Origin of the sequence: Actinomycetospora aurantiaca, assembly GCF_037401875.1 — a bacterium.
GTDB classification, from domain to species: domain Bacteria; phylum Actinomycetota; class Actinomycetes; order Mycobacteriales; family Pseudonocardiaceae; genus Actinomycetospora; species Actinomycetospora aurantiaca.
In genome coordinates this window covers 109675-135539 of the sequence record NZ_JBBEGN010000007.1, presented here as the reverse complement: position 1 = coordinate 135539, position 25865 = coordinate 109675, and the positions used below count along the sequence as shown (strand labels likewise).

Annotated in this window: 27 protein-coding genes; 13 read left to right on the top strand and 14 right to left on the bottom strand. The window is 74.8% G+C overall.

The window, feature by feature from the left end:
- Window positions 1-34: 34 nt before the first annotated feature.
- Window positions 35-670 (bottom strand): FMN-dependent NADH-azoreductase, encoded by a 636-nt coding sequence (locus WCD74_RS15990; RefSeq protein ID WP_337695854.1) that lies wholly within the window; start codon window positions 668-670, stop codon window positions 35-37.
- 92 nt (window positions 671-762) lie between these two features.
- Between WCD74_RS15990 and WCD74_RS15985 the strand changes: the two genes are divergently transcribed.
- Both WCD74_RS15985 and WCD74_RS15980 read left to right on the top strand, forming a co-directional pair.
- Window positions 763-1251 (top strand): MarR family winged helix-turn-helix transcriptional regulator, encoded by a 489-nt coding sequence (locus WCD74_RS15985; RefSeq protein ID WP_337695853.1) that lies wholly within the window; start codon window positions 763-765, stop codon window positions 1249-1251.
- Between the two features lie 102 nt (window positions 1252-1353).
- Window positions 1354-2283: a DUF389 domain-containing protein gene (locus WCD74_RS15980; RefSeq protein ID WP_337695852.1), complete on the top strand. Its 930-nt coding sequence runs from the start codon at window positions 1354-1356 to the stop codon at window positions 2281-2283.
- Here WCD74_RS15980 and WCD74_RS15975 read toward each other — a convergent pair whose 3' ends face one another.
- Window positions 2284-3810, bottom strand: a complete 1527-nt coding sequence (locus tag WCD74_RS15975; protein ID WP_337695851.1) for a hypothetical protein — start codon at window positions 3808-3810, stop codon at window positions 2284-2286. It abuts the gene before it with no gap.
- A gap of 5 nt (window positions 3811-3815) precedes the next feature.
- Window positions 3816-5576 (bottom strand): flavin-containing monooxygenase, encoded by a 1761-nt coding sequence (locus tag WCD74_RS15970; RefSeq protein ID WP_337695850.1) that lies wholly within the window; start codon window positions 5574-5576, stop codon window positions 3816-3818.
- A gap of 95 nt (window positions 5577-5671) precedes the next feature.
- Between WCD74_RS15970 and WCD74_RS15965 the strand changes: the two genes are divergently transcribed.
- From WCD74_RS15965 to WCD74_RS15950, 4 genes are all read left to right on the top strand, one after another.
- On the top strand, window positions 5672-6487 hold the full coding sequence (locus tag WCD74_RS15965; protein WP_337695849.1) for a mycofactocin-coupled SDR family oxidoreductase: 816 nt from the start codon (window positions 5672-5674) through the stop codon (window positions 6485-6487).
- 72 nt (window positions 6488-6559) lie between these two features.
- On the top strand, window positions 6560-7447 hold the full coding sequence (locus WCD74_RS15960; protein WP_337695848.1) for a GlcNAc-transferase family protein: 888 nt from the start codon (window positions 6560-6562) through the stop codon (window positions 7445-7447).
- Window positions 7444-8043, top strand: coding sequence for a 2OG-Fe(II) oxygenase (locus WCD74_RS15955; protein ID WP_337695847.1), 600 nt, complete (start codon window positions 7444-7446; stop codon window positions 8041-8043). Before WCD74_RS15960 ends, WCD74_RS15955 begins: the two co-directional genes overlap by 4 nt.
- Window positions 8040-8372 (top strand): hypothetical protein, encoded by a 333-nt coding sequence (locus tag WCD74_RS15950; RefSeq protein WP_337695846.1) that lies wholly within the window; start codon window positions 8040-8042, stop codon window positions 8370-8372. Before WCD74_RS15955 ends, WCD74_RS15950 begins: the two co-directional genes overlap by 4 nt.
- 7 nt (window positions 8373-8379) lie before the next feature.
- Here WCD74_RS15950 and WCD74_RS15945 read toward each other — a convergent pair whose 3' ends face one another.
- Window positions 8380-9783, bottom strand: a complete 1404-nt coding sequence (locus WCD74_RS15945) for a WS/DGAT domain-containing protein (protein WP_337695845.1) — start codon at window positions 9781-9783, stop codon at window positions 8380-8382.
- Window positions 9784-9865: 82 nt separating this feature from the next.
- Here WCD74_RS15945 and WCD74_RS15940 point away from each other — a divergent pair, with 82 nt between their 5' ends.
- Window positions 9866-10660 carry a helical backbone metal receptor gene (locus WCD74_RS15940; RefSeq protein WP_337695844.1) on the top strand — a complete coding sequence of 265 codons (795 nt, stop codon included), beginning with the start codon at window positions 9866-9868 and terminating at the stop codon, window positions 10658-10660.
- Here the strand turns inward: WCD74_RS15940 and WCD74_RS15935 are convergent.
- Genes WCD74_RS15935 through glsA form a run of 3 tightly spaced genes read right to left on the bottom strand, consistent with a single transcriptional unit; the run spans window position 10653 to window position 13474 of the window.
- Window positions 10653-11555, bottom strand: a complete 903-nt coding sequence (locus tag WCD74_RS15935) for an alpha/beta hydrolase (protein WP_337695843.1) — start codon at window positions 11553-11555, stop codon at window positions 10653-10655. The genes WCD74_RS15940 and WCD74_RS15935 overlap by 8 nt on opposite strands.
- Window positions 11556-11566: 11 nt before the next feature.
- Complete coding sequence (locus WCD74_RS15930; protein WP_337695842.1) at window positions 11567-12328, bottom strand: SDR family NAD(P)-dependent oxidoreductase; 762 nt, start codon at window positions 12326-12328, stop codon at window positions 11567-11569.
- Window positions 12329-12358: 30 nt separating this feature from the next.
- Window positions 12359-13474, bottom strand: a complete 1116-nt coding sequence (glsA, locus tag WCD74_RS15925) for a glutaminase A (RefSeq protein ID WP_337696008.1) — start codon at window positions 13472-13474, stop codon at window positions 12359-12361.
- Window positions 13475-13536: 62 nt separating this feature from the next.
- Between glsA and WCD74_RS15920 the strand changes: the two genes are divergently transcribed.
- Together WCD74_RS15920 and WCD74_RS15915 are read left to right on the top strand one after the other, a co-directional pair.
- Window positions 13537-14367, top strand: a complete 831-nt coding sequence (locus WCD74_RS15920; protein WP_337695841.1) for an LLM class F420-dependent oxidoreductase — start codon at window positions 13537-13539, stop codon at window positions 14365-14367.
- On the top strand, window positions 14367-14780 hold the full coding sequence (locus tag WCD74_RS15915) for a TIGR03668 family PPOX class F420-dependent oxidoreductase (protein WP_337695840.1): 414 nt from the start codon (window positions 14367-14369) through the stop codon (window positions 14778-14780). The genes WCD74_RS15920 and WCD74_RS15915 overlap by 1 nt, the downstream gene beginning before the upstream one ends.
- Window positions 14781-15772: 992 nt before the next feature.
- Here the strand turns inward: WCD74_RS15915 and WCD74_RS15910 are convergent.
- Together WCD74_RS15910 and WCD74_RS15905 are read right to left on the bottom strand one after the other, a co-directional pair.
- Window positions 15773-16126: a DUF3099 domain-containing protein gene (locus tag WCD74_RS15910; RefSeq protein ID WP_337695839.1), complete on the bottom strand. Its 354-nt coding sequence runs from the start codon at window positions 16124-16126 to the stop codon at window positions 15773-15775.
- A gap of 142 nt (window positions 16127-16268) precedes the next feature.
- Complete coding sequence (locus tag WCD74_RS15905) at window positions 16269-17477, bottom strand: MFS transporter (protein ID WP_337695838.1); 1209 nt, start codon at window positions 17475-17477, stop codon at window positions 16269-16271.
- 118 nt (window positions 17478-17595) lie between these two features.
- Here WCD74_RS15905 and WCD74_RS15900 point away from each other — a divergent pair, with 118 nt between their 5' ends.
- From WCD74_RS15900 to WCD74_RS15890, 3 genes are all read left to right on the top strand, one after another.
- Window positions 17596-18504, top strand: a complete 909-nt coding sequence (locus tag WCD74_RS15900; protein ID WP_337695837.1) for a LysR family transcriptional regulator — start codon at window positions 17596-17598, stop codon at window positions 18502-18504.
- A gap of 172 nt (window positions 18505-18676) precedes the next feature.
- Complete coding sequence (locus WCD74_RS15895; protein ID WP_337695836.1) at window positions 18677-19465, top strand: SDR family NAD(P)-dependent oxidoreductase; 789 nt, start codon at window positions 18677-18679, stop codon at window positions 19463-19465.
- 569 nt (window positions 19466-20034) lie between these two features.
- Complete coding sequence (locus WCD74_RS15890) at window positions 20035-21084, top strand: phenylacetaldoxime dehydratase family protein (protein WP_337695835.1); 1050 nt, start codon at window positions 20035-20037, stop codon at window positions 21082-21084.
- Here the strand turns inward: WCD74_RS15890 and WCD74_RS15885 are convergent.
- From WCD74_RS15885 to WCD74_RS15865, 5 genes are read right to left on the bottom strand one after another with little or no spacing between them, the layout of a single operon-like run.
- Window positions 21071-21889 (bottom strand): SDR family oxidoreductase, encoded by an 819-nt coding sequence (locus tag WCD74_RS15885; RefSeq protein ID WP_337695834.1) that lies wholly within the window; start codon window positions 21887-21889, stop codon window positions 21071-21073. The genes WCD74_RS15890 and WCD74_RS15885 overlap by 14 nt on opposite strands.
- Before the next feature lie 23 nt (window positions 21890-21912).
- On the bottom strand, window positions 21913-22923 hold the full coding sequence (locus tag WCD74_RS15880) for an endonuclease/exonuclease/phosphatase family protein (RefSeq protein ID WP_337695833.1): 1011 nt from the start codon (window positions 22921-22923) through the stop codon (window positions 21913-21915).
- 16 nt (window positions 22924-22939) lie between these two features.
- Window positions 22940-23287 carry an alpha/beta hydrolase gene (locus tag WCD74_RS15875; protein ID WP_337695832.1) on the bottom strand — a complete coding sequence of 116 codons (348 nt, stop codon included), beginning with the start codon at window positions 23285-23287 and terminating at the stop codon, window positions 22940-22942.
- Window positions 23284-24114 (bottom strand): alpha/beta hydrolase, encoded by an 831-nt coding sequence (locus WCD74_RS15870; RefSeq protein ID WP_337695831.1) that lies wholly within the window; start codon window positions 24112-24114, stop codon window positions 23284-23286. The genes WCD74_RS15875 and WCD74_RS15870 overlap by 4 nt, the downstream gene beginning before the upstream one ends.
- Before the next feature lie 52 nt (window positions 24115-24166).
- Window positions 24167-24943, bottom strand: coding sequence for a TspO-related membrane protein (locus WCD74_RS15865; RefSeq protein ID WP_337695830.1), 777 nt, complete (start codon window positions 24941-24943; stop codon window positions 24167-24169).
- A 60-nt stretch (window positions 24944-25003) separates the two neighbouring features.
- Between WCD74_RS15865 and WCD74_RS15860 the strand changes: the two genes are divergently transcribed.
- Window positions 25004-25843: a hypothetical protein gene (locus WCD74_RS15860; protein ID WP_337695829.1), complete on the top strand. Its 840-nt coding sequence runs from the start codon at window positions 25004-25006 to the stop codon at window positions 25841-25843.
- The last annotated feature ends 22 nt before the right edge of the window (window positions 25844-25865 follow it).

Sequence of the window (25865 nt, the reverse complement as noted above, 5' to 3'; positions counted from 1 at the left end):
GAGCACTCATCCGTGTCCGGACACGGATGAGTGCTCACCTGCGGAGCACCTCACCGATCTTCGCCGCCGCCTCGTGGGCCTCGGCCCGGTTCTGCGCGGCCAGGGGGCGCAGCTCGGCCATCGCCGGGACGACGTCGGCCAGGGTCAGCTCGGCCTCCACGACGTGGACGTCGGCACCCCACACGTCGGCGAGGATGCGGGTGATCCAGCCGGTGCCGTGGTCCCAGCCCTCGCGGGGCGTGCCCGGGCCGTAGCCACCGCCCCGGCTGACCACGAGGACGACCTCGGTGCCGGCGAGCGGGCTGGTGCCGGGCGCGAAGCGCGGGTCGGTGATGAGCAGGTCGACCCAGCTCTTGAGGTGCGCGGCGATGCCGAAGTTGTAGAGCGGCGACCCGATGACGACCGAGGAGGCGGCGAGGAGCTCGTCGGCGAGGGCCGCGGCCGTCGCGAGGGCGTCCCGCTGCTCGTCGGTGCGCTGGTCCTCCGGGGTCATCCCGGCGGCGGTGGCCGCCGCCCAGGTCCCGGCCGGGATCGGCTCGCGGCCGAGGTCGCGGCGGACCACCCCGGTGCCCGGGTGGGACTCGACGTAGGAGCGTTCGAGGCTGTCGAGCACCTCGCGGCTGATCGACCCCTGCGTGCGGATGCTGCTGTCGATGCGGAGCAGGCTCATGACTCGATCTCCTGGTGTGCGGCAAGTCAGATGTTCTGTCGAACAGACTATCTGTCCCACCGATTCCCTGCGCAACCGCCTATCCTGAGACGGTGAGCACGCCGCGGCAGGTGGAGTCGGACCTGGGCTGGGCCCTGGGCCGGGTGGCACGCGCGCACCTGCGGACCGCGCAGACGGTGATGGGCGGGCTCCCGGGCGGGCCGCGGGGCTACCAGGTGCTGGCCGCCGTCGCCCGCGGGGAACCGGCCTCGCAACTGGCTCTCGCGCGCAAGCTCGGCGTCGACCGCACCGTCATGACCTACCTGCTCGACGAGATCCAGGCCGCCGGCCTGATCGAGCGCCGGCCCGACCCCGCCGACCGCCGCGCCCGCCGGGTGGAGATCACCGAGGCGGGCGGGGCCCGGCTCTGCGACCTCGAGCGCCGGCTGCGCGACGCCGAGGAGCACCTGCTCGCCCCGCTGCGTCCCGAGGAGCAGGACCTCCTGCGCGACCTCCTCGCCCGCCTCGCCGCGGTCGACCCGGACCAGGCCTCCGCCTGCCAGGTCGCCGCGGACCTCACCGAGGGCGACTGCACCGCCTGACGCCGGGTTCCGGCCCGTGAGTTCCCCGTGTGGGCGTCGTCCGGCTCGGGTATCGCGGGGCGCCCCGAGGCGGGGCGAGCGGCGGACCACGGAGGAGGCGCGGTGCACCACACCGTCGAACTGTCGGTGCCGAGCGCGGCGACGGACGAGGCGCTGGACGCGCTCTCTTATCTGGACGGCGTGCTCTCGGTCTACGTCCACCGCGGGGTGGGCGTGAAGCCCGAGGGCGACGTCATCACCGTGCACGCGCTCAACCGGGCGGTGGACGACGTGCTGTCCACCGCCGCCCGCGCCGAGCGGCACGGGCCGATCACGGTGGTCACCGGCGGCATCGAGAGCATGGTCGCCACCGGCGCCCAGAGCGCCATCGACGACGACGCGGACGAATCGCCGTGGGAGGAGTTCGAGCGCCGGCTGCGCCACCACGGCCGGCTCTCGTCGAACTACCTCCTGCTCATGACGATCGGCGGCGCGATCGCCGTCGCCGGCCTGCTGTCCCCTCCGGTGCCGCAGGCGCTCGCGCTGGCCGCGTCCGCGGTGCTCGCCCCGGCGTTCGAGCCGGTCGGCGAGCTCGCCGTGGCCCTGGTCCGCCGCAGTGCCTACGCGATCCGGCGCGCCCTCGTGTCGGTGGTCGTCGGCTACGTGCTGCTCGCCGTCGGTGGCGGGCTCGCGTTCCTGGTGCTCCGTGCCCTCGGGCTCGCCTCGCCGAAGACGCTGGCGAGCAGCGAGGGGATGCACCTCGTCATCGACCCGACGGCCGCGGACTGGCTGGTCGCCGCGGGTGGTGCGGTTGCCGGGCTACTGATCATCACCTCGTTCCGCCAGGCGGTGCTCGCCGGCGCCCTCATCGCGCTCGCGCTCGTCCCGGCCGGCGGTGTGCTCGGCATGGGCGTCGCGGCGCTCGACTGGGGGCTCGCCCTGCAGGGCCTGCAACGGCTCGCGCAGGACATGGCGCTGGTCCTGGTCCTCGGCGGCCTGGTGATCCTCGCCAAGGACCGCATCCACCACCGGGGCCGCAAGCCGCTCGCGTAGCTACACGCACACGCGCAGCGCACCTCCGGTGCCGGTCAGACCGACGACCAGGTCGCCCTCGTGCACGGTCAGCGCCGCGTACGGCGTCGGGCGCTGCGCGATCGTCGAGGTGCCGAACACGTGCGGCGGGAGGGAGGCCAGGGGCAGGTTCCCGACGACGGGGGTGGTCGCCCGGGTGGGCGGGTCGACGCGCGTGAGCCGGCCCGCGGCGGCCTCCACGACGAACAGCGCACCGGCGTGCGCCACCAGCCCCTCGGGGCGGGCCAGTCCGGCGGCGACCACCGCGCCGTCGTGCAGCCGCACCACCTGGCCCCGCACGGAGTCGCTGACCCACACCTCGCCGTCGGCCTCGGCGAGGTCCGCCGGCCCGTCCAGGTCCGAGACGACCGGGTCGACCTCCGCCGCCCGGCCGATCCGGACGACCCGGCCCGCGCCCGACTCCGCCACCAGCAGCTCGCCGCACGCAGCCACCACCCCGCAGGGCCGGGCGAGGCCGGCCGCGGCCCGGCGCCACCCACCGTCCACCGGTCCCTGCCGGACCTCCCCGTGCTCCGTCGTCACCACGACCTCGTCCCCGACGACGCCGAGCCCGCGCAGCCCGTGCATCTCGACCTCCCGGGCGCGCACCCCGCCGTCGACGAGCTCGGCGAGCGTGTGGTGGTCGGCCGCCAGCAGCCGCCCGCCGACCGAGGCCAGGCCGAAGGGCCCGACCAGTCCCGGCGGGAGGACCTGGCGTCGGGACCCGTCGGGGGCGACCGCGACCAGGCCGCCGGTGAAGGCCCCGGTCACGTACCAGGTGCCGTCCGGGGCGACGGCGAGGTTGTCGGCGCCCACGATCCCGGTCGGCACCACGTCCGTCCCGTCGACCAGCACCGACCCGTCGGCGTTCGACAGCACCAGCATCCGGCCGGCCGCGTCGAACCGCACCGCCACCGGGCGGTCCAGCCCGGCGAGGAGCCGCTCCGGACGGCCGTCGTCGAGCTCCACGGCCCACACCTCGCCGCCCATCAGGTGCGGGTACACCAGCCGGCCGTCCGGGCCCACCGCCATCGCGTTGCCCAGGGCGAGCCCGCGTGCCATCTCGCGCGACCGGCCGTCGGGAAGGATCTCCAGCAGCCGGCCGTCCGGGGCGAGCTCGTTGACGAACAGCCGCCCGCGGTGGGTCGCGATGCCGTCCGGGGCCAGCACGCCGTCCGCGACGACCGCCATTCCGCCGTCGGGGTCGCGGCGCCACACGAGGCCGGGCGGGAGGTCGACGACGTAGCACGAGCCGTCGTCGTCGAACGCGAGGTCGTCGGGGGCGGTCAGCGGGCCGCCGGGCCCGAGGACCGGCTCCAGCACGCCGGTCCGCAGGTCCAGCGCGGACACCGTGCCGCCGAGGAACTGCGCGATCCACAGCCGGCCGTCCGGGCCGAACGCGAGCCCGTTGGACGCCCACAGCGGGTTCGACGGCACGAGCTCGGCGACGGTGACGCCGGGTGCGAGCGGCCGGGGTGGCCCGGCGGGACCGAGGTGGGGGCGACTCACGACGTTCACCGCGGCGTGAACACCTCGTCGTGGTCCCCGTGCTCGCGCCAGTCCGCGAGCACCGCGTGGAACTCCACCGGTCCCCCGCCGAACTGCTCCGAGCGGCGCCGCGGTCGTCCCTCCCCGTTGTAGTAGCCCGGGGTGCACTGGGCCTGGAAGTCCTGCATGTCCACGGCGCGTTCGCGGATGGTGGCGACCCAGCGGTCCTCGGCGGCCGCGCTCGGCTCGACGAGCACGGCCCCGCGCTGCTCGGCCTCCGCGACCACGCCCGCGACGTGCTCGGCCTGCACCTCCAGGACGTGCGCGAAGTTCGGGGAGGCGGCGTTCTGCGTGGAGCCGAGGTGGAACAGGTTCGGGAAGCCGCGGCTGACCCAGCCGTGGAAGGTGCGCAGCCCGTCGGCCCAGTACTCGGCGAGCGGCAGTCCGTCGCGCCCGCGGATGTCGACGCCGGCCCGGGTGGCGGGATCGGCGCCGAGCTCGAAGCCGGTGGCGAGGACGATCGTGTCGACCGGGTGCTCCACGCCGTCGACGACCAGGCCGTCCGGGGTGATCCGCTCGACGCCCGCCCCGCGGGTGTCGAGCAGGGTGACGTCCGGGCGGTTGAACGCCTGGAGGTAGGCGTCGGAGAAGGTCGGGCGCTTGCACATCTGGCGGTACCAGGGCTTGAGCGCGTCGGCGGTGGCGGCGTCGTCGACGAGGTCGTCGACCCGGGCGCGGATCTCGTCCATCTTCTCGGCGTCGGCGAGCTCGACGGCGAGGGCCGGGTCCTCCCGGCCGGTCGCGGCCCGCCGCCGGCCGCGGACCGGGGCGGTGTCGGTCCACCGGTCGTCGACCAGGTCGTCCCCGGCCTCCCGGCCGTCGACCAGCGCGAGGAAGTTCTCCCGCCGGGTCCGCTGCCAGCCTGGTTCCAGCGTCTCCCACCACGCCGGGTCCGTCGTCCGGTCACCGCGTTCGTCCACGCAGGACGGGGTGCGCTGGAAGACGAGCAGGTGGCGCGCGGCCCGGGCGAGGTGCGGGACGACCTGGATCGCGGTGGCGCCGGTCCCGATGACGGCCACCCGGCGGTCGGCGAGCCGCTCCAGGTCGGCGCCGGTGTGTTCGTAGTCCCACCGGCTGGTGTGGAAGGTGTGGCCGCGGAAGTCGGCGATGCCTGGGATGCCGGGCAGCTTCGGGCGGTTGAACGGCCCGCTGGAGATCACTACGTAGCGGGCGCTGACGACGTCTCCGCGATTCGTGCGCACCGTCCAGCGCGCCGCCTCGTCGTCCCACGCCAGGCCGGTGACCTCGGTGCGGAACAGGGCGTCGCGGTAGAGGTCGAAGCGGCGGCCGATGGCCTGCGCGTGCCGACGGATCTCCTCGCCGGGCGCGTACTTGCGGGTCGGCATGACGCCGACCTCCTCGAGCAGCGGCAGGTAGATGTAGGACTCGACGTCGCAGGCCACGCCCGGGTAGCGGTTCCAGTACCAGGTCCCGCCGAGATCGGCGGCCGCGTCGACGACGCGGATGCGCTCCAGGCCCGCGTCCCGGAAGCGGGCCGCGGCGACCAGCCCGCCGAACCCGCCGCCGACCACCAGGGCGTCCACGGCGTCGTGCACCGGCGCCCGGTCCCCGTCGTCGTCACCCGCCCAGGGGTCGCCGGCCCCGCGGTCCGCGCCGAGCGGGGTGTACTGGGCCTCGCCGTCGGGGCGCAGCCGCCGGTCGCGCTCGGCCCGGTAGCGGGCGCGCAGGGCCTCCAGGTCGATGGCGTGCTCCTGGTGCACCGTCACGGATGCTCCCTCCGGTGGACTGGACCCCCAGGCTATCTTTGATGGCACTGAGCGCCATCAATTGCGGAATCGGACACAACCTCGAGGAGTGGCACATGACCGGACGGGTCGAGGGGAAGGTCGCGCTGATCACCGGCGCGGCCCGCGGGCAGGGGCGGGCGGACGCGGTCCGGCTCGCCGAGGAGGGCGCGGACGTCGTCGTCATCGACGTGTGCGGGCCGCTGCCCGGGGTGGACTACGCGTCCGCGACGCCGGCGGAGATGGAGGAGACGGTCGCGCTGGTCGAGAAGACGGGGCGGCGGGCGATCGCGGGACAGGTCGACATCCGGGACCTCGAGGGGCTGCGCGGGATCGTCGACGACGCGGTCGGCCGGCTCGGACGGCTCGACGTGGTGGTGGCGAACGCCGGCATCTGCATCCCGCGCACCTGGCACCGGGTGACCCCGGAGATCTTCCGCGACACCCTCGACGTCAATGTCACCGGGACCTGGAACACGATCATGGTCGGTGCCCCGCACCTCGTGGCCGCGGGCGGCGGGTCGGTCATCGTGATCAGCTCGGCGGCCGGCCTGAAGGTGCAGCCCTTCATGGTCCCGTACACCGCGAGCAAGTGGGCCGTGCGCGGCATGGCGAAGGCGTTCGCCGCGGAGCTCGCGCAGCACTCGATCCGCGTGAACAGCGTGCACCCGACGGGGGTCGTCACGGGCATGACCGGCGAGGCGATGCAGGCCGCGCTCGGCGAGGCGATGGCGGAGAACCCGCGGCCGGCCGGGATGTTCACCAACCTGCTCCCGGTCGACGTCACGATGCCCGAGGACGTCGCGCAGACCGTGCTGTTCCTGGCCTCCGACGAGTCGCGATACGTCACGGCGCACGAGCTCGCCCCGGACGCGGGCGTCACGGAGTTCTAGCGAGAGCGCCTCCGCGGCGACACCCGAACGGCCCTGTGCCTTCCTTGCACAGGGTCACTAGGTTCCGCTGGTATGGGGGGTGCGCCGACGCCGGACGTCTACGTCCAGATCCCGGCCTACCGAGACGGCGAACTCTCGGCGACACTGCGTGACCTGTACGCGCGGGCGGTCCGGCCGGATCGGCTCCGCGTGCGGGTCCTGTGGCAGCGGGGACCCTCCGACGCCTGGGACCCCTCGCTCGCGGGGTTGCCCCATCTCGAGGTCGAGGAGTGGGACCACCAGGACAGCGAGGGGTGCAACTGGGCCCGTCGGCGGCTCCAGGCACAGTGGCGGGACGAGCCCTACACGGTCCTCCTCGACTCGCACCACCGGTTCGTCGACGGCTGGGACGAGCTCGGCATCGGGATGTACGAGGCTCTCCGCCGCTCCGGGGTCGAGCGTCCTCTGCTGACCGCGTACCTACCTCCCTACGACCCCGCAGACGATCCCGCCGGGCGCGACCACCGGCCGTTCGCCATCTACCCGCTCGAGCGCGAGGGCGGCATCCTCACGCGCCTCACCAGCTACTCGATCCCGCGGTGGCAGGATCGCCACGCGCCGGTGCCGGCCGACTTCCTCTCCCTGCACTTCGTGCTGACCGAGGGTGCCTTCAACCGCACGGTGCCCCTGGACGCCGGTGTCTACTTCTTCGGCGACGAGGTGCTGACGGGTCTGCGGGCCTTCACCCACGGGTACGACCTGTACCACCCGCACCGCGTCCTGGGCTGGCATGCGTACGACCGGGCCCGTCGGGTGACGCACTGGGCCGACCACGCGGGTTGGCGTGAGGTGCACGACCGGTCGCTGGAGCGCCTGCGGTCACTGTTCCTCGACCGGGCGGCCTCCGACCCCGCCTTCGGCACCCGGCGCACGGTCGCCGACTACGAACGACACATCGTCGACGACCTGGTCCTGCGATGAGCGCCGACCCGGTGGCCCTGCTCGACGGCTTCTGCGACGCCGGCGAGCGGCTCGCCGTCCTGCACGAGCTCCGCTACTGCCACTGGAGTCCGAGCACCGTGGTGCGGCGCCACGAGGAACGTCTCGTCACCTCCTCCAGCCCCGCCCGGACCAGCACCACCACCGACCAGTGGTGGTTCCCGCCGGAACTCCTCGCGCTGACGGGCCGGATCGAGTCCCGCCTCGCCGAGCGGTTCGCGGTGGAGCCGGACCACCTCGACCCCTGGCAGGCGACCCGCTACGAGGTCGGCGAGACCTTCGGCCTGCATCACGACGCCGGGCACTGGGTACGCTCCCCGGCCGGAGAGCGACGACGGACCGTGCTGATCTACCTCGAGGAACCCGACGAGGGCGGCGGAACCGAGTTCCCCTCCCTCGACCTCCTCGTCGCGCCACGCGCCGGGCGGGTGGCCGTGTGGGACAACCTCCGCCCCGACGGCCGCGTCGACCCCTTCACCCGCCACATCGCCCTCCCCGTCCTCCGGGGGCGCAAGACCGTCCTCACCACCTGGGAGCGGGTCCGACCGACCTGCTCGCGAAGGGAGTCGCTGCCGTGACCGACGACGACCGCGTCCTCGACCTCGTCATCCGCCGACACGGCGCCGTGATCGACGTCCGCGAGAACCCCGAGGCGATCCTCGACATCATCCGCCGGTTCGCCGGGATCATCGACGACGGCGGGGCGCCGCCCGGTGGCACGACGCCGACCGGTCCGACCCCGCCGACCTCGGCGCGGTTCGAGGGCAATCCCGGTGAGCCCGGGCCGAGCACACGTCCCTTCGAGGCGGCCGGACCGACCCTCGCCGACGTCATGCGCGAGGTGCTCCAGCTCCGGCGGGCGGTCGACGAGCTCCAGGCCCGGCTCGCCGACCGGCCGGACGTGTAGACAGAGCTCAACCACCTGGGCGGAGCCCGCGCACCTCCTCCTCGAGGGCCGCGGTGAACCGGTCCATGCCCTCCTCGCCGCCGATCAGGCCGAGGTCCGCGTCGACGCCGAGCCGGACGCGGCCGGCGTACGAGAGCACGGAGACGCCCAGCCCGAGGCGGGCCGAGCACGGGACCCAGAACATGAGGTCGCGGACCCGCACGTCACCGATCGTCAGCTCCTCCAGCGGCCCGGGCACGTTCGAGACGATCAACGACCCGGCCCGGGCGTAGCGGGCGACCAGCTTCTGCGTGTGCGCCGGCGTCCCCAGGCCGGCCGCCGCGATCCCGGTGAAGCTCGCGAGGGCCTGGTTGGTGCGCTTGATCGTCGCCATGGCGCGGTGCATGCGCTCGATCCGGCGCGTCGGGTCGGGCTCGTCGGTGGGCAGGGGCGGCAGGACGAGGCCGAACTCGTTGCCCAGCTCGGCGGAGATCGGCGCGTCCAGCGGACGCAGGTTCGTCGGCATCACCGCTCGCAGCCGGGGCACGTCGGAGCCCTCGGAGCCGCCGAGGTACGTCCGCAGCGCCCCGGCGATCGCGGCGCAGAGCACGTCGTTGACGCTGCCCCCGGCGGCCTTCCCGGCCGCCCTGACGTCCTCGAGCGGCACGGACGTGGTCCACCGGGCCGCCTTCGCGACGCCGGGCCGCCCCTGCAGCGGGGACGGCTTCTCCCGCGGCGGGCTCGCCAGCAGCGACGCCGAGTGCCCGATCGCCCGGCCCGTCGCGGCCAGCTCCGACGCCCCCTCCGGGGTGCCCGACCGCCGCACCGTCGCCCACAGCGACGCGGCGCGGTCGCGGACCTCCCGACGGAAGAGCCGGACGTCGTGGACCGGTCGCGCCTCGCGCGGCGGGGCGGCGTAGGCCGCGGGCGTGCGCGGGTCGGAGACCGGGTCGGCGAGGGCGTGGAAGAGATGGCTCAGGGCGACGCCGTCGGCCAGTCCGTGGTGGATCGCCACGTGCAGCGCGGTGCCGTCGTACCCGGTGATCGCCTCCATCCGCCACCACGGGCGGTCCGCCGGCAGCGGGGTGGACATGAGCTCACCGATCCGGCGGGCCAGCGCTGCGTCTCCTCGTCCCGTCGCTCCGCTCGCCGAACCGTCGTCCCCCGGGGCGGGCAGCGTCATGGTGGTGACGTGCCGCGTGAGGTCCGGCGGGGCGTCGACCCACCGGGCCGGGCCGATCGGGCCGGTCGGCCACGTCGGGCGCTGCCGGAACCCGGGATAGACCGCGACCCACCGCTCCTGCACCCGGGCACGCAGGGCGTCGAGGTCGAGCGGCCCGTCGCAGAACAGGACGCCGTGCACCACCATGCGGTTGGTCTCCTGCTCGAGCTGCAACCACGCCGTGTCGATGCCGGACGCCCAGCGGTCCACGTGTCCTCCCCCGGAAGTGGAAGGTACCGACGGTACCGGGTGGGGCCCTCGGCACGCCGCCCGACCCGGCACACTGGTGACCATGAGCAGCTCCGTCGACGACCAGGGCACGACCATCGAGGTGCCCGAGAAGGTCCGCCGCGTGGTCAGCCTCGTCCCGTCGCTCACCGAGGCCATCGGGGTCACCGAGCCGTCCCTGCTCGTCGGCGTCACCGACTGGTGCACGCACCCCACCGATCTCGACGAGGTCGTCGCCACGCCCCCGGCGCGCATCCGCGGCACCAAGAACCCCGACCTGGACGCGATCGTCGCCCTCGAGCCCGACCTCGTCGTCGCGAACGACGAGGAGAACAAGCCCGAGCACGTCGCGGCGCTGCGCGACGCGGGACTCGCGGTGTTCGTCACCGACGTGCGCACCGTCGACGGGGCGTTCACCAGCCTGGACGCGATGCTCGCGGCGTGCGGGCTGGAGCGCCCGGCGTGGCTCGAGGGCGCCGAGAAGGCGTGGGCCGCGATCGAGCGCGTTCCCGACGACGAGCGCCGGACGGCCCTGATCCCGATCTGGCGCAAGCCGTGGATGGCGGTCGGGTGCGACACCTTCACCGGCGCGGTCCTCGACCGGCTCGGCGTCGACAACCTGCTCGCCGACGGCGGCCCGGGCGCGGAGCGCTACCCGCGTTTCGACCCCGCCGACCTCGGCCCGCACGACCTCGTCGTCCTGCCCGACGAGCCGTACCGGTTCACCGCCGACGACGGGCCGGAGGCGTTCGACCGGCCCGCCGCGCTCGTCAGCGGCCGCCTCCTGACCTGGTACGGCCCCAGCCTGCTGGAGGCCGCGACGACGCTGCCGGGAGCACTGCGGCTGCCGGTCAGCTGAACGCGCGGCGCAGCGCCTCGACCGTCTCGGCGGCCTGGCGCTGCGAGACCGCCGCCCCAGCGACGACCGCCGAGCGGTGGAACGTGCCCGGGAACAGGTGGAGCTCCACGCCGACCCCGGCGGCGAGCAGTCCGGCGGCGTAGGCCAGGCCCTCGTCGCGCAGCGGGTCGTTCTCGTAGAGCACGACGTAGGCCGGGGGCAGGCCGGACAGATCGGTGGCCCGGGCGGGCGCGGCGAGGACCGGCACCTCACCGTCGAGACCGGAGAGGTAGTGCCGCCAGCTCAGCTCGGCGTCCGGGCGGCTCCACAGCGGGGTGTCGACGAAGGCCCGCATCGACGGCGTGTCCAGGCGGTCGTCCACCTCGGGCGCGTCGAGGACCTGGAAGCACACCGCCGGTCCGCCCCGGTCGCGGCAGAGCAGCGTGAGGGCCGCGGCGAGCCCGCCGCCGGCGCTCATGCCGTGCAGCGCCACCCGCGCGGGGTCGACCTCCGGCCGGGCGGCGAGCCAGCGCAGGACGGCCGCGCAGTCGTCCAGGGCCGCCGGGTAGGGGTGCTCGGGGGCCAGCCGGTAGTCCGGGGCCACGACCAGCGCGCCGAGCGCCGCCGCGAGGGCCGCGGCCTGTCCGGCGACCATGTCCGCGGCACCCATGACGAAGCCGCCGCCGTGCAGGAGCAGCAGGCCCGGCACCGGGCCGGACCGCGGGGGCCGCGCCACCAGGACCCGCACCGTCCCGCCGTCCGGACCCTCGACCTCGGTCGCCTCGACCGCACCGGGCGGTGGGGCCGGTGCCCGCGCGGCGAGGTCCCGGACGCGCGCGCGGGCGGTGTCGAGGTCGGCGATGTGCAGGTCGGGCAGCGTCGGCAACGCCGCGGCCAGCTCGGGGTCCCAGCCCATGTGCCGTCTCCTCAGCTGGTGAGCAGGCCGCCCTCCACGGGCAGCGTGGTGCCGGTGACGTAGGACCCGGCGTCGGAGACCAGGAAGATCAGCGCCGCCGCGAGCTCCTCGGGGTCGCCGATCCGGCGGGCGAGCACGCGCGGGAGCTGCGACTCGAGGTAGCCGTCCTGGTAGGAGTCGGTCATCTCGGAGGTGAAGAAGCCCGGCGCGAGGGCGTTCACCCGGATCCCCTTGCGGGGGGTCCACTGCTGCGCGAGGTCCCGGGTCAGCCCGATCAGGCCGGCCTTGGAGGCGGAGTACGCGGCCTGCGGCAGACCCGCCGTCGTGAGCCCGAGGACGGAGGAGACGTTGACGATCGAGCTGCCCTCGCCCATCACCCGCGCGGCGGCCTGCGCCATCCAGTAGCAGCCGTTGAGGTTGATGTCGATCACCTCGCGGAACTGCTCCGGGGTCTCCTTCGTCGCGGGCACCGCGGTGCCGACGCCGGCGTTGTTGACCAGCACGTCGACCCGCCCGAACTCGCTCGTCGCGGCGTCGATCAGCGCCGTGCAGTCCTCCGGGGAGGCCACGTCGGTGCGCACGGCGATCGCCCGGCGACCGGCCTTCTCGACGGCGGCCCGGGTCTCGTCGAGCTTCTCGACGCGCCGCGCGCCGAGCACGACGTCGGCGCCGGCCTCGGCGAGCGTCCGGGCGAACACCGCCCCGAGGCCGGAGGAGGCGCCGGTGACGACGGCGACGCGGTCGTCGAGACGGAAACGATCGAGGATGCCCACGCCCGGCACCGTAGCCAGTTCCGGCCCGGACTACACCGGGGCCGCGCCCTCGATCGCCACCGGCACCGGCTCGTCGTCGGGAAGATCCTCGCGCGGCTCGGGGTCGAGCGCCCCCGGTTCCGGCTCGGGCTCGGGTTCGGGCCACACGCGGCCGCCGAGGCGTCCGAGCTGGGTCTCCTCCGGGTCGGCGAAGATGTGCAGCCCGAAGCGGTCGGAGAGCTCGCGGAAGACGTTGATGCCGCGCACGGAGTTGCCGTGCTGGTCCAGGCCGGGTGAGAACACCGAGAGCCCGACCTGCGTGGGGATCGCGGCCATGATCCCGCCGGACACCCCGCTCTTGGCGGGGATGCCCACGTCGTTGGCCCACTGGCCGGCGGCGTCGTACATGCCGCAGGTGAACATCACGCCGATCACGTCGCGGACGTACGTACGGGCCATGGCCCGCTCGCCCGTCCGCGGGTTGACCCCGCCGTTGGCGAGGGTGGCGCCCATCTCCGAGAGCTCGGCCGTCGTGACGTGCACCGAGCAGGCGGACAGGTAGACGCGCAGGATGTCCTCGACCTCGCCGACGAGCATGCCCAGCGACCGCATGTAGTAGCTGATGCCGAGGTTGCGGTCGGCGTCGGCGAGCATCGCGTCGAGCAGCTCGTGGTCGACGTCCAGGTCGGGGTTGCCCGCGTAGATCCGCATCCGCTCGAGCAGCCGGCCGACCTTCTCCTCGACGTCGCCGCCCCCGAGGATGTCCGCCGCGACGAGTGCCCCCGCGTTGACCATCGGGTTGTGCGGGCGGCGGCTGTTCCAGTCGAACTCCAGGGCGTTGAACGGGTCGCCGCTGGGCTCGACGCCGACCCGCGAGAACGTCGCCTCGCGCCCGTTGTCCTCCAGGGCGAGGGCGTAGGTGAACACCTTGGAGATCGACTGCAGCGGGAAGCGGTGGTCGCAGTCCCCCACCGCCCACTGGGTGCCGTCGACGTGTGTCCCGGCGAGGGCGAACAGGTCCCGCTGCGCGATCGCCTCCGGCGGGTAGTAGGTGACCACGTCGGAGTGGCCCAGGCGCGCCTGGCGCTCCAGCAGCTGTTCGAGCTGTTCCCGGGCCCGCCGCTTCTCCTGCTCGGTGAGCGTCTCTTCCCACGACACGACGCGCATGATGACGTGCCGCATGGCTGATCGTCACGACGGGGAACCCCCCGCGTGTGCAGCACGGCATCATGATGTTCCCGACGGACTACTCGATCGACCCGGCCACGCTGGCCAAGGAGGTCGAGGACCGCGGCTTCGACTCCCTGTGGTTCCCCGAGCACTCCCACATCCCGGTCTCCCGCGAGTCGCCCTACCCCGGCGGCGGTGACCTGCCGCGGATGTACGTCCACACCTACGACCCGTTCGTCGCGCTGTCGTTCGCCGCGGCCGCGACGACGACCCTGAAGCTGGCGACGGGCATCTGTCTGCTCATCCAGCGCGACACGATCCACACGGCGAAGGAGGTCGCCTCGCTCGACCGGCTCTCCGGCGGCCGCTTCCTGTTCGGCATCGGCGGCGGCTGGAACCGCGAGGAGATGTCCGACCACGGCACGAACCCGAAGACCCGCATGCGCCGCCTCGGCGAGCAGGTCGACGCGATGAAGGCGCTGTGGACGCAGGAGGAGGCCTCCTACGACGGCGAGTTCGTGTCCTTCGAGCGCTCGTGGGCCTGGCCCAAGCCGGTCACGCAGCCGCACCCGCCGGTGATCGTCGGCGGCATGGGCCCGACGGTCGAGGACCGCATCCTCGAGTTCGGTGACGAGTGGCTGCCCCAGCGGGTCGGGCCGGACAACCTCGAGGAGTTCGTCGAGCGCGCCGAGAAGCTCCAGCAGCGGGCCGCCGACGCCGGGCGGGGCCGGATCCCGATGTCGCTGTTCGGCGCGGAGACCTCGCAGGAGGCGCTGGACGGCTATCACCGCGCCGGGCTCGACCGGGCGATCTACGGCGTGTCCAGCGGCGACCGCGACACGGTGCTGTCCGAGCTCGACGAGCTCGCGCCGCTGGTGGCCCAGCACTGATGCCGACCCTCGATCCGGACGACGCGCGCCGGCGGTTCGCCGCTGCGCGCGTCGCCCGGCTCGGGACGGTGTCCGCGTCCGGTGAGCCGCACCTGGTCCCGGTGGTGTTCGCCGTGGTGGACGAGCGCGTGCTCATCGCCGTCGACCAGAAGCCCAAGTCGACCCGCTCGCTGAAGCGGCTGCGCAACATCGAGGCCGACCCCGCGGTGTCCCTGCTCGTCGACGAGTACTCCGAGGACTGGTCGGCGCTGTGGTGGGTGCGCGCCGACGGGACGGCGACGGTGCGGGCCGACGTGCTGGACGAGGCCCGGGCCGCGCTCGCCGCGCGCTACCCGCAGCACGCGGCGGACCCGCCGGACGGGCCGGTGATCGAGGTGGCGGTCACCCGGTGGTCCGGGTGGTCCGCGTCCTGACGGTCTCACCCCGTGCGACGGCCGTGCCCTCCGCTGCTCCGTCCGTGCCGGTGATCGCCCCCCGGATGAGCACGGGACGCCGACGTGTGGCATCTCTTCGTGGGTGATCGGGCAATCGGGGCCCGCGAATCACAGATGTCGGCACGATGGAGTGATGAGCACCGCCGCCCTGATCACCCTCGGTGTGCTCGTGCTCCTCGCTCTCGCCGCGGGCGTCGTGCTGGTACGGCGTCGGGGACCCGGGGGCTTGCACCGGGCTCCCCCGGCTCCGGTCCGTCTCCCCCTCGCCCAGGCCGCCGTGGCGGCCGCGGCCGTGGGCGGCACCGCCTGGGCCGTGACGGCGATCGCCGGCACCGGCGGGCCCACCGCCCCGCTGTCGGCACCTGCCCAGCCCCGGGTCCTCCCGACCGTCGGGGCGACCCCGCAGTCTGCCCTGCCCGGCTCCGGCCCGGACCCTGTGGCTGCGGGCCCGGTGGTGCCGGTCGTCCTCGACCCGGCCGAGCCGCCCGCGCGTCGGGTGGCCGTCACGCCGGTGGCGCGCACCGTGCCGACGGCCTCCGATCCGGGCGCCGGACGTCGCGTGTCCTTTGTCGACCGCTCCCGTCCGGTGCCGCGGACGGGCACAGTGCCCTCGGTGTCGACCCCGACCGCGCCGTCACGTCCCGCTCCGCCGCGCTCGACGGGGGCGACCGCGGACCCGACGACCTCACCGGCCGCGAGGCCCACCCGCACGCCGGCGACGACCTCGGCGCCGACCCGGACCCCCACCTCCCGTCCTCTGGGGTCGTCGAGGCCGACGAGGCCGACGAGGCCACCGAAGCCGACGAGGCCGTCGGAGCCGTCGTCGTCCCGGCCCCCCTCGAAGCCCTCGGCGCCGTCGTCAGGGCCGTCCCGCGGCCCGAGGCCGACGGGAGAGCGGGAGGACGACCGCCCGCGGGACGATCGTCCCCGCGAGGACGGCGACCGCGACGGACGTCCGTCGGAGTGAGCGGTCAGGCCGCGCGGTCGTCGGGCATGTCGATGACCTCGTGGGTCGCCGGGCCGAGCGCGCGGGTGGTCGAGCCGAGCTGCCGGTCGTCGGGACGGTAGCGGGCGGGCTTCTCGGCCTTGCGCGGCGGCGCGTCGTTGGCGATCAGCACCGCGATCCACGGCAGCGGGACCGACGCGACGATGAGGGCCACCGCCACCCACGTCCAGCCGAGGCCGATGCCGAACACGCCGGCCAGCACGAGGCACGGGATACGCATGGCCATGATCAGCGAGTAGCGCCGGCGGCGGGCCGCGAACTCCTCCTCGAAGGAGACCTTCGCGCCGGTGATGAGGACGGGGTCGTCGTGACGTCGCACGTGGTGCTCCTCTCCGGGCGCCGTTGCCCGGATGTCGCCGCCTCGCGTCCCCTCTCGTGGGACGGTGTCGGAGCGGCATCGTTTCCAACACCGGACGGTCACGACGCCATCCGGTGGCGGGGTCACGGCGGCGTGGCGTCGGTCATGCCGGGACGAGCGCCTCGGCGCGGCGACGCTCACGGCGCGCGCGGACCTGCAGGCCGCCGCTGACCAGCAGCACCGCCAGCCCGGCGACGGCGAGCACCGCGCCGACGACCGCCGGGGCGAGCAGCCCGTAACCGGCCGCGATGACGATCCCGCCGAGCCACGCGCCGAGGGAGTTCGCGACGTTGGACGCGGACTGGATGGCGGCCGACGCCATCGTCGGGGCCTCGCCGACGATGTCCATGATGCGGGTCTGGATGGCCGGGCCCAGGGCCAGCGAGAACATCCCGGCGCCGAACAGCGAGACGACGGCGAGCCACGGCGTCGAGACCGTCAGCGGGAAGGTCACGAGCACGACCGCGAGCGCGACGAGGCAGCCGCAGAGCGTCCGGAGCGGTGCGCGGTCGGCGAGGCGCCCGCCGAACACCGAACCCGCCGTCATGCCCAGGCCGACGACGGCCAGCAGCAGCGTCACCGTCGCGGGCGAGAAGCCGCCGACCTCGGTGAGCATCGGGGTCACGTAGGAGTAGCAGGCGAACATCGCGCCGAACCCGAAGACCACGGCACCGAGCGAGAGCAGCACCTGCGGGTGGCGCAGCGCGGACACCTCGGACCGCAGGGCCGCCCGGCCACCCCCGACCGGTGCGGCCTCGGGCACGAAGGCCCACACGGCGGCGACGGCCAGCACGCCGATCACCCCGACCACGGCGAACGTCGCTCGCCACCCGGCGGCCTGCCCGAGCAGCGTGCCGAGCGGGACCCCGACCACGTTGGCGATCGTCAGGCCGAGGAACACCCGGGCGACCGCGGTGGCGCGGCGGTCGCGGGCGACCATCGTGGCCGCGGCGACGGACGCGGCGCCGAAGAACGCACCGTGCGGGAGCCCCGTGAGGAAGCGGATGACCAGCAGCGAGCCGATCTCGGGCGCGATCGCGGACAGCAGGTTCCCAGCGGCGAAGGTGCCCATGAGGCCCATCAGCACCTGTCGTCGGGAGAAGCTGACCCCCGCACCGGCGAGCAGCGGGGCACCCACGACGACACCGAGGGCGTAGGCGGAGATCAGGTGCCCGGCCTCGGACACCGACACCCCGAGTCCGGCGGCGACCTCGGGCAGCAGGCCCATGATCACGAACTCGGTGGTGCCGATGCCGAAGGTGCCGACGGCGAGGGCGAAGAGCGCGAACCCTGCGGCAGGACGACGGATCACGACGGCTCCAACGGGATCGATCCAGCAGATGACCGCGTCCAGCGTTGGGATGAGCTCGCCATAAGTCGAAGAACCTCGTGGCGACTCTCGATAAGGTGAGCTTGTCTATGCTGGTGAGGTGCCGACGCTGCGCCAGCTGGAGTCCTTCCTCACGGTGGTCGACGAGGGCTCGTTCACACGTGCGGCCGGGATCCTGGGGGTCTCGCAGCCCGGGCTGTCCCAGCAGATCGCCGCGCTGGAGGCGGATCTGGGGGCGTCGCTGTTCAGCCGGCTGCCGCGGGCGGTCACCCTGACGCCCACCGGGCGGGCCCTGCTCCCCCACGCCCGCGCCGCGGTCGACGCCGCTGCCCGGGGCACGTCGGCGGCCCGCGCGGTGGTCGGGACCGGGGCCGGGGAGTTGCGGATCGCGACCGTCTACTCGACCGGGCTCGGCGTCCTCCCGCCCGTCCTGACGCGATGGCGCGCGGAGCACCCCGACGTGACCGTGCGCCTGCTCGAGCACCGCACCACCGACGCGATGACGACGGCGATGCAGTCCGGGCAGGCGGACGTCGCCGTCGGGCCGACCCCGCCGGGCTGGCGCGGGCGGGTGCGCGTGCTGGGCGTCGAGGAGCTCGTGATCCTGCTGCCGCCCCAGGGCGCGCCCGACGTCCGCGGGCACGAGATCGCGCTGGAGCGGCTCGCGGAGGCGGCGTGGGTGCAGTACGCCCCGAGCCACGGGCTCGCCGAGGAACTGGACCGCGCGGCACGGGACGCCGGGTTCCGCCCGCGGGCCGCGGTGCGCACCGAGCAGACCGCGATGGCGCCGCTGCTGGTCGACGCCGGGCTGGGGCCCGCGCTGGTGCCGGCGGGGATCGTGCCGGCGTCCTTCACGGGTCGGATCGCCCGCCCGGTGCCCGCCCTCACCCGGGAGCTCGCCGCCTCCACGGGGCCGGAGCCGGACGCGCTGACCTCGCGCTTCGTCGCGCTCCTCGCCCGCCGGGCCGTGCTCATGCCGCCGCACGTGGCCGCGCGGCTCGGTGGGTGACGGACGAGTCAGACCCGCGCGGCGAGTGCGACGTCGCGCACGGGGGGCCTACGTTCATGATCAGCAGTTCGGGAGCGACACGCGCAAGCTCTGATGCGACTCGCACACGAAGTCCCGATCATGAAGGCTCCGGCGGTGCGTGACCCGACGCCGGGAGGGGAAGGCAGCGCCCATGGACCTCGGACTGGGTGGAGCGCGGGCGATCGTCACGGGTGCCTCGCGCGGGATCGGACTGGCGTGCGCGCAGGCGCTGGCGGCGGAGGGCGCACGGGTGGCGCTCGTGGCGCGGTCCGCGGACGACCTGGAGGCCGCGGCCGCCCGCGTCGACGGCGAGACGCTCGCGATCCCGACCGACACCACCGACGACGCCGCCGTCCGCGCGATGGTGGACCGGGTCGTCGAGGCGTGGGGCGGCGTCGACGTCCTGGTGAACGCGGCGGCGCGCCCGGCCGGCGGCTCACCGGTCCCGTCGTTGACCGACCTCACCGACGACGCCGTGCAGGTCGAGTTCGACACCAAGGTGATGGGCTACCTGCGCACCGCCCGCGCCGTGGCGCCGTCGATGACCGCGCAGGGCGCCGGGCGGATCGTCAACATCAGCGGCCTCAACGCGCGCCGCACCGGCTCGATCGCCGGCACGATCCGCAACGTGGCGGTCGCCGCGCTGACCGCCAACCTGGCCGACGAGCTCGGGCCGCACGGGATCAACGTGACGTGTGTGCACCCCGGCATCACCGACACCGAGCGGACCCCGGGCATGCTCGCCGACATCGCGGCGAGGCGCGGGATCACCGAGGGCGAGGCCCGCGAGGGGCTGGCCTCGACGACCAGCCTGCGGCGGGTGATCACGGCGTCCGAGGTGGCCGACGTCGTGACGTTCCTGGCCTCGCCGCGCGCGGTCGCGGTGACGGGGGACTCGCTCGGCGCCGGCGGCGGGCAGCCGGGCGTCGTGCACTACTGATGCGGACGCCACGACGGCGCCACCCCCCGTCATCGGGAGTGACGCCGTCGTGGTCTTCGAAGGAACGTTCGGTATCGGGACCCGCCCCGGACACTGCACGTGGGATCGCGGCTCACCGCTCGTGGGTCTGCGCTCTTCTCGGCGTGCCGCGCCGTGCCTCGAGGGCTACGGGCGGCCGGGTTCCTCTGAGCGGCACGAGCCGGTCCGGTGCGGGATGCTCCCTGCGATCAAATGATCACCTGCCTCCTCGTCTCCGACGTCGTCGTGCCGCTGTAGGTCGATCCACGGGTGCTTCTGGAATGGGCTTGTACCCTGTGATCGGGACCACATCGACCTGGTCGACGGTACTCGCGCCGGAGCTGCTGTCAACGGCCCCGTTCGCCCGCCGTTCGGGCGTCGTTCACGCGCCGTGGGTCACTCACATGCGCGCCCGCCCAGGTCGGACCCCATCCGGCGATTGCCCGCGCCGCCGCGCGATGGCCCGGCGTCGGCCGGAGGCGCCGTCGCGACCCGCCGTCACCGACCGGACCACCTTGTCGGGTCGGCGCCGCCTTGCGAGTCTGGCGCGCGTGAGCTGGTCGATCACGTACCCGCGGGTCCTGCCCGAGCGCCGCCCGCCGGGCCACGAGCCGCGCGCCCCGCGCTGGACGCTCGTCCTCGACGCGCCGACGTCGCTGCTCACCGCGGACTACCTCGCCGTCCAGCTGCCGCGGCGCGACGACCCGGCGGAGGAGGAGTTCCTCGCGCTCGCCCGGGCGAGCGCCGACGGCCCGGAGTCGACCGAGCTGCTCGTCGCGACCGGCCCGGAGGGCACCGTCGAGCTGATCCACCTGGCCTACTTCACCGACCCGACCGCCCACGAGCGCTGGCTGCACGACGCCCCGCTGCCGACGTGGTTCGACCGCCTCGACGCGGCCACCGCCACCGTGGGTGCCTGGCACGAGGTCCTGCAGGTCCACCCGGACCGGTTCGAGACGATCTACTCCGACCCCCGCTGGACCTTCGGCTTCGGCCGCTGTGCCGGGACCGAGCGGGAGCCCATGACGACCAACGGCTACTTCGGCGCCGCGCGCGACCGGTTCCCGGCCTCGGCCATCGACCCGCTGGAGGCGGTCGGGAAGCAGGTCCGGCGCACCGACGTCGACTCCCATGGGCGGCGGCTGCGCGTGGAGTCGTCCCACGACACGGCCGTGATCCGCTCCGGGCAGTTCTGGGAGCCGGCCGAGGGCGAGCAGCTCGTCGACTACGAGCACAACCTGCAGTCCAAGCTGCTGACCGGCATGGACCACCTGCGCGAGCACCCGTCCGACACCGGCACGCTCTCCCTGCGCATCCTGACCTCGCTCGACCCGGCGTCCCTCGCCCCGCGCCGCGAGACCTCCGTGCTCGGCTACTTCCACTCGCTCGGCGAGCTCGAGGAATGGGCCGCGAGCCACCACACGCACCTGGCCATCTACGAGCACGCCATCGAGGCCAAGCGCCACTGGGGCGACGCGCGGTCGGTGGTGACGTGGCACGAGGTGGTCGTGCTTCCCCGCAGCGCGCGCTTCGAGTACGTCAACTGCGTCCCGACGACGGGGCTGCTCCCGTTCGCGCCGACGCTGCTCACGGTGTCGTGAAGACCTCCGCGAGCCACTGCCGGTAGGGCCGCGCCGGGTGCCCGGTGCGCCGTTCGACCTCGTCGGTGACGGCCGCGGGCACGCCGTCGGTCTCGCGCCAGTAGCGGAAGAGCGAGTCCACCACGCCCGCCGGGGCGTACCGCGCCATCTGCTCTCGGGCGACGTCCGGGTGGACGGCCCGCACCTCGATCGTCCGGCCGAGCTGCGCGCCGACCTGCCCGATCTGCTCGCGCATCGTCAGCGACTCCGGCCCGGTGAGGTGCGGGGACTCGTCCGCGGGGTCGGCGAGCAGCGCCGCGACCGCGACGTCGGCGATGTCGCGCTCGTCGATCGGAGCGGTGCCAGACTCGGGGAAGGGCAGGTCGACGACGCCCGCGGCGATGCCCCGCGACCACTGGCCCGTGTTGCCGGCGAAGGCGCCCGGGCGCAGCGCGGTCGTCGCGAGCCCGGCACCGCGCAGGGCGGCCTCGGCCTCGGCGTGGTGGGCGGCGATCCCGCCGGGCTCCGGGTCGGGCTCGATGAGCACGGACTCGGAGGAGAGCAGGACGGCGTGCCGCACCCCGGCGGAGGCCGCGGCGCCGGCGAAGGCGGTGAGGTCGCCGGTGACGTAGACGAAGACCCGCTCCACGCCGTCGAGGGCCGGACCGAACGACGACGGGTCGGTCAGGTCGAGCCGGACGCGGTCGGGGCCGTCGAGCTGCTCCGGGTCGCGCCCGGCGGCGCGGACGCCCACGCCGGCGGTGCGCAGGCCCGTGACGACGTGACGGCCGACGGCGCCCCGGGCGCCGGTGACGAGGACGGTCATGACCACACTGTGCTCCTCGGCGATCACCGGGGCAGCGAGAGCCGGACGAGTACCGCACGGTGGTCCGTCCCGGGCACGTCGAGCACCTCGCCGTCGCGGACCCCGACTCCCCCGCCGGCCAGCACGTGGTCGATCTGGATGCCGAACCAGCGCGGGAGCTCGGCAGGGTAGGTGCCGGTCGTCCCGGACCCGAGGGCCTCCAGGGCGTCCGTGCAGCCGGCCGACGCGGCGCGGAAGGCGCTGTGGTCGGTGGTGGCGTTGAGGTCGCCCACGACGGCCACGGGCGCATCTCCCCGGCAGGGCGGCGCGACGAGGTCGGCGAGGTCCCGCTGCCAGAGCCCCACCCGCTCCGGTGGGTACGGCGCCGCGGTGTGCAGCGCGACGACCCGGATCCCGGGGAAGGTCAGGTCGAGGGTGCCGTAGAGGGTGCTCGGCACCGTCGTGACCCGCGGCTCCGGGAGCCCGGGGCCGACGAGCACGGTGACGGACGCGGCGTCGCGCGGGGAGTCGGTCCGGGCGCTCCAGCTGCGGTGCTCCGGGAGCCGGGCCGCGAGCGCCGCGCGGAACGGCTCCCCGGCCTCGGGGAGCACGACGACGTCGGGGCGACGCTCCCGGACCAGGGCGGCGAGGGCGTCGACGTCCGCCCGGCCCTGGTCGACGTTGAGGGTCAACGTGGTCAGTTCGCGGCCACCCGGCGGGGCCGGCTCGTCGGCCAGCAGCCTGCTCCCGACGATGCCCGCCGCGGTCAGGGCCACCAGCGCCGCGCCGACCATCGCGGCGAACCCGACCGCGAACAGCCGGGGCCGGCGCTCGTCCAGCGGCGGCTTCGCGCGGCGGCCGCGGGAGAGGACCACGCCCGCGAGGCGGCCGACGAACACCGACCCGGTGATCACCACGAGCAGCAGCGGCGCCAGTGCGGCGAGCTGCACGAACGGTGTGACCCCGTCCAGGCCGACGTACCCGGGCAGCAGCACCGCGAGCGCCACGGCCGCTCCCAGCACGACGCCGAGGACGGCGGGGAGGGCGCGGCGCACGTCGTGATCGTCGCAGTCAGCGCCCGGACGGGTTCCGACCGGTGGCCACCTGCTCCCGCACGAACGCGAGGACGGCGGGCCGGGCGATCTGCGCGCCCGGAGAGCCGTACGGGTGGTCGAAGACGTGGTCGGCGTAGGGCACCTCGACGAGCCGGCCGGGGACGCCGGCGGCACGCAGGGACGCGTCGTAGCCGCGGACCAGGTCCGCGCGGATGAAGTTGTCGGCGGCGCCGAGCACCAGCAGCGTCGGTGGCAGGCGCGCGTCGACCAGGTCGCCCGGGGACGCGGCGCGGGTGAGCCGGGTGCGGGTGGCGCCCGGCCCGCCGAACACCGCGTCCTGCAGGCCCGACGCGATCTGCGTCATGTCCACCACCGGGTAGAACGCGACGGTCGCGCGGGGCGGCGGGGCGGCGGGCCGGCGGCGCCGTCGGGCAGGGACGAGCGCGGGGTCCCGACGAGGGCCGCCGTCGTCGACAGCGCGAGGGTCGCCCCGGCGGACTGCCCGCCGAGGACGACGGCGTCGGGGTCGAGGCCGTGGGCGGCGCCGGGTCCCCGGACCCAGGCGAGGGCCCGGGCGACGTCGTGGCGCTGGGCCTCGCCGAGGGTCGCGCCCGGCAGGACGGGGTCCGACGGCAGGCGGTACTGCACGGCGACGACGGCGAGTCCCCGGTCGGCGTACCAGCGGTTGGTGCGGGCCCGGTCGGCCGTCGTCCCGCGCACCCAGCTGCCGCCGTGGACCCAGACCAGCACGGGGTGCGGGCCCGGGCCCGACGGCAGGTGGAGGGCGAGCTCCAGCCCGGGGAGGTACTCGACGACGAGGTCGGGCGGGGCCCCGCGCTGGTCGATCGCGGTCAGGGCGAGCCCCCAGTCGATCGGCACCCCGGCGCGGCGGGCGGCGGAGGCCTGGGTGCCGAGCACGACGAGGGTGCCGACGAGCGCGAGGACGGCCAGGACCGCGACGGCGCCGCCGAACCGAGGGGCGCCCAGGGCGAGGAGTCCCGCGCCCGCCGCGGTCCCCAGGACCGCCGCCAGCGCCGCGTGCAGCGGGTACTGCCCGGACACGAACGAGCCGAGGAACCCGATCACCGGCACCCGCGGCAGGAACGTGCCGGCGACGACGACGGCGAGCGCCAGGACGAGCAGCACCCCGACGATCCCGAGGGCGACGCGCCCGACGACCAGGAGGACCACACCGATCATGGTCGCCGAGCGGGGCCCCGTCGGCGCGGCGGGGAGCGCCTCCTCAGACGACCCGGGCCGGACGCTCCGTCGTCCGGCTCGGCGCCGCGACCCGCCGCACCACCGCGGCGACCACGATCACCGCCGCGACCAGGGCCGCGATCACCACGACCACGGGCCGTCCCGCGACGACGATCCCGCCGAGCGCCCACAGCACCGACGCCGCGTAGGCCACCGGCGCCGGACCCGCCGTCGCGACCGCGGCCGCGATCAGGCCGGTGACGACGAGCATCACCACGCCGAGCACGGTGGCGACCGCCCCGCTGCCCGGCAGGCCGGCCCACACGCCGGTGGCCGCGGCGCCCACGACCGTCGCCACGCTGACCCACCCGGCGTAGAACGCGACCGGGATGTGCACCAGCCAGAAGCCCGCACCGGTCGTCGGGAAGGAGGCCAGGCGGGCCAGGACGACGGCGAGGCAGACCAGCAGCGCGACGATCGCGATCTCGGCGAATCCCGGCAGGACCTGGGAGAACAGCAGGACCCAGGCCATGTTCGCGATCGCGGCGCCGACCAGCCACCACCCGGTGGCGCGGTGCTCGGAGCGGGCGCGTTGCGCCGGGAGCACCTGGTACACGGCCAGCACGAGGACGCCGAGGTAGATCAGCCCCCAGATCGCGAAGGCGCCGCCGGCCGGGACGATGGGCGTCTCGAACGCGGCCGACACCTCTCCGATCGGCGTGCCGAACGCCCCGGAGCCCCCGATGGAGCCGACGATGAACTGCGCGACGGCCGTCATCAGCACCGTGGTGGCGCGGACGGTGTCAGATGTCTTGGTCACCAAGAGGAAATGCCCGGGCTGCACCGGGACGAAACCGGCAGGGATGGGATGCTGGGGACCGTGTCGGACCTCTTCCGCGCGGGGCGGCAGCCCCGGTGGCTCCTGCCGGCCGCCCTGGGCGCGGTGGTCCTGCTCGCGGTGGTCCTGCTGGTCGTGGTCGTGAGCGGCACCGGGCCCGCGGCCCGCCCGACCTGCACGGTCACCGCGCCGCCGGACTCCCCCGGGCTGCGCGCGACCTGGAGCGGGTCGCCCGAGCAGATGGACAACGCGGCGACGATCGCCGCCGTCGGCCGCAAGCTCGGCGCGCCGGACCGGGCGATCACGATCGCCCTGGCCACCGCGATCCAGGAGTCGACGCTCGCGAACCTGCGCGGCGGGGACCGGGACTCGGTGGGGCTCTTCCAGCAGCGGCCGTCGCAGGGCTGGGGCAGCGTCGACGAGCTGCTCGACACCGTGACGTCGTCGACGAAGTTCTACGAGGCCCTGCTCGTGACGCCGGGGTGGGCCGGGATGGACGTCACCGAGGCCGCGCAGCGGGTGCAGCGCAGCGGGTTCCCGGAGGCCTACGCCGACCACGAGCCGGAGGCCCGCACCCTCGCCGTCGCGTTCCTCGGGCAGAACCCGGGCGGGCTGACCTGCACCGACCTCGACCTGTCGGACCCGCCGGCCGACCCGGTCGCCGCCCTCGCGCGCGACGAGCTCGGCAACGCCCGCCTCTCCGGCGAGCAGACCCCGGAGAACGGCTGGGCGATCGCGTCGTGGCTGGTCGCGCACTCCACCCGGCTCGCGGTCGACCGGGTCACCTACGACGGCCGGACCTGGACCGCCGAGAGCGGGACGTGGGAGCAGACCGGCGCCGCGGACGGGGTCCTGAGCCTGCACCGGGTCGGGGACGCCTGAGATCGTCGGACCCCCGGGCTAC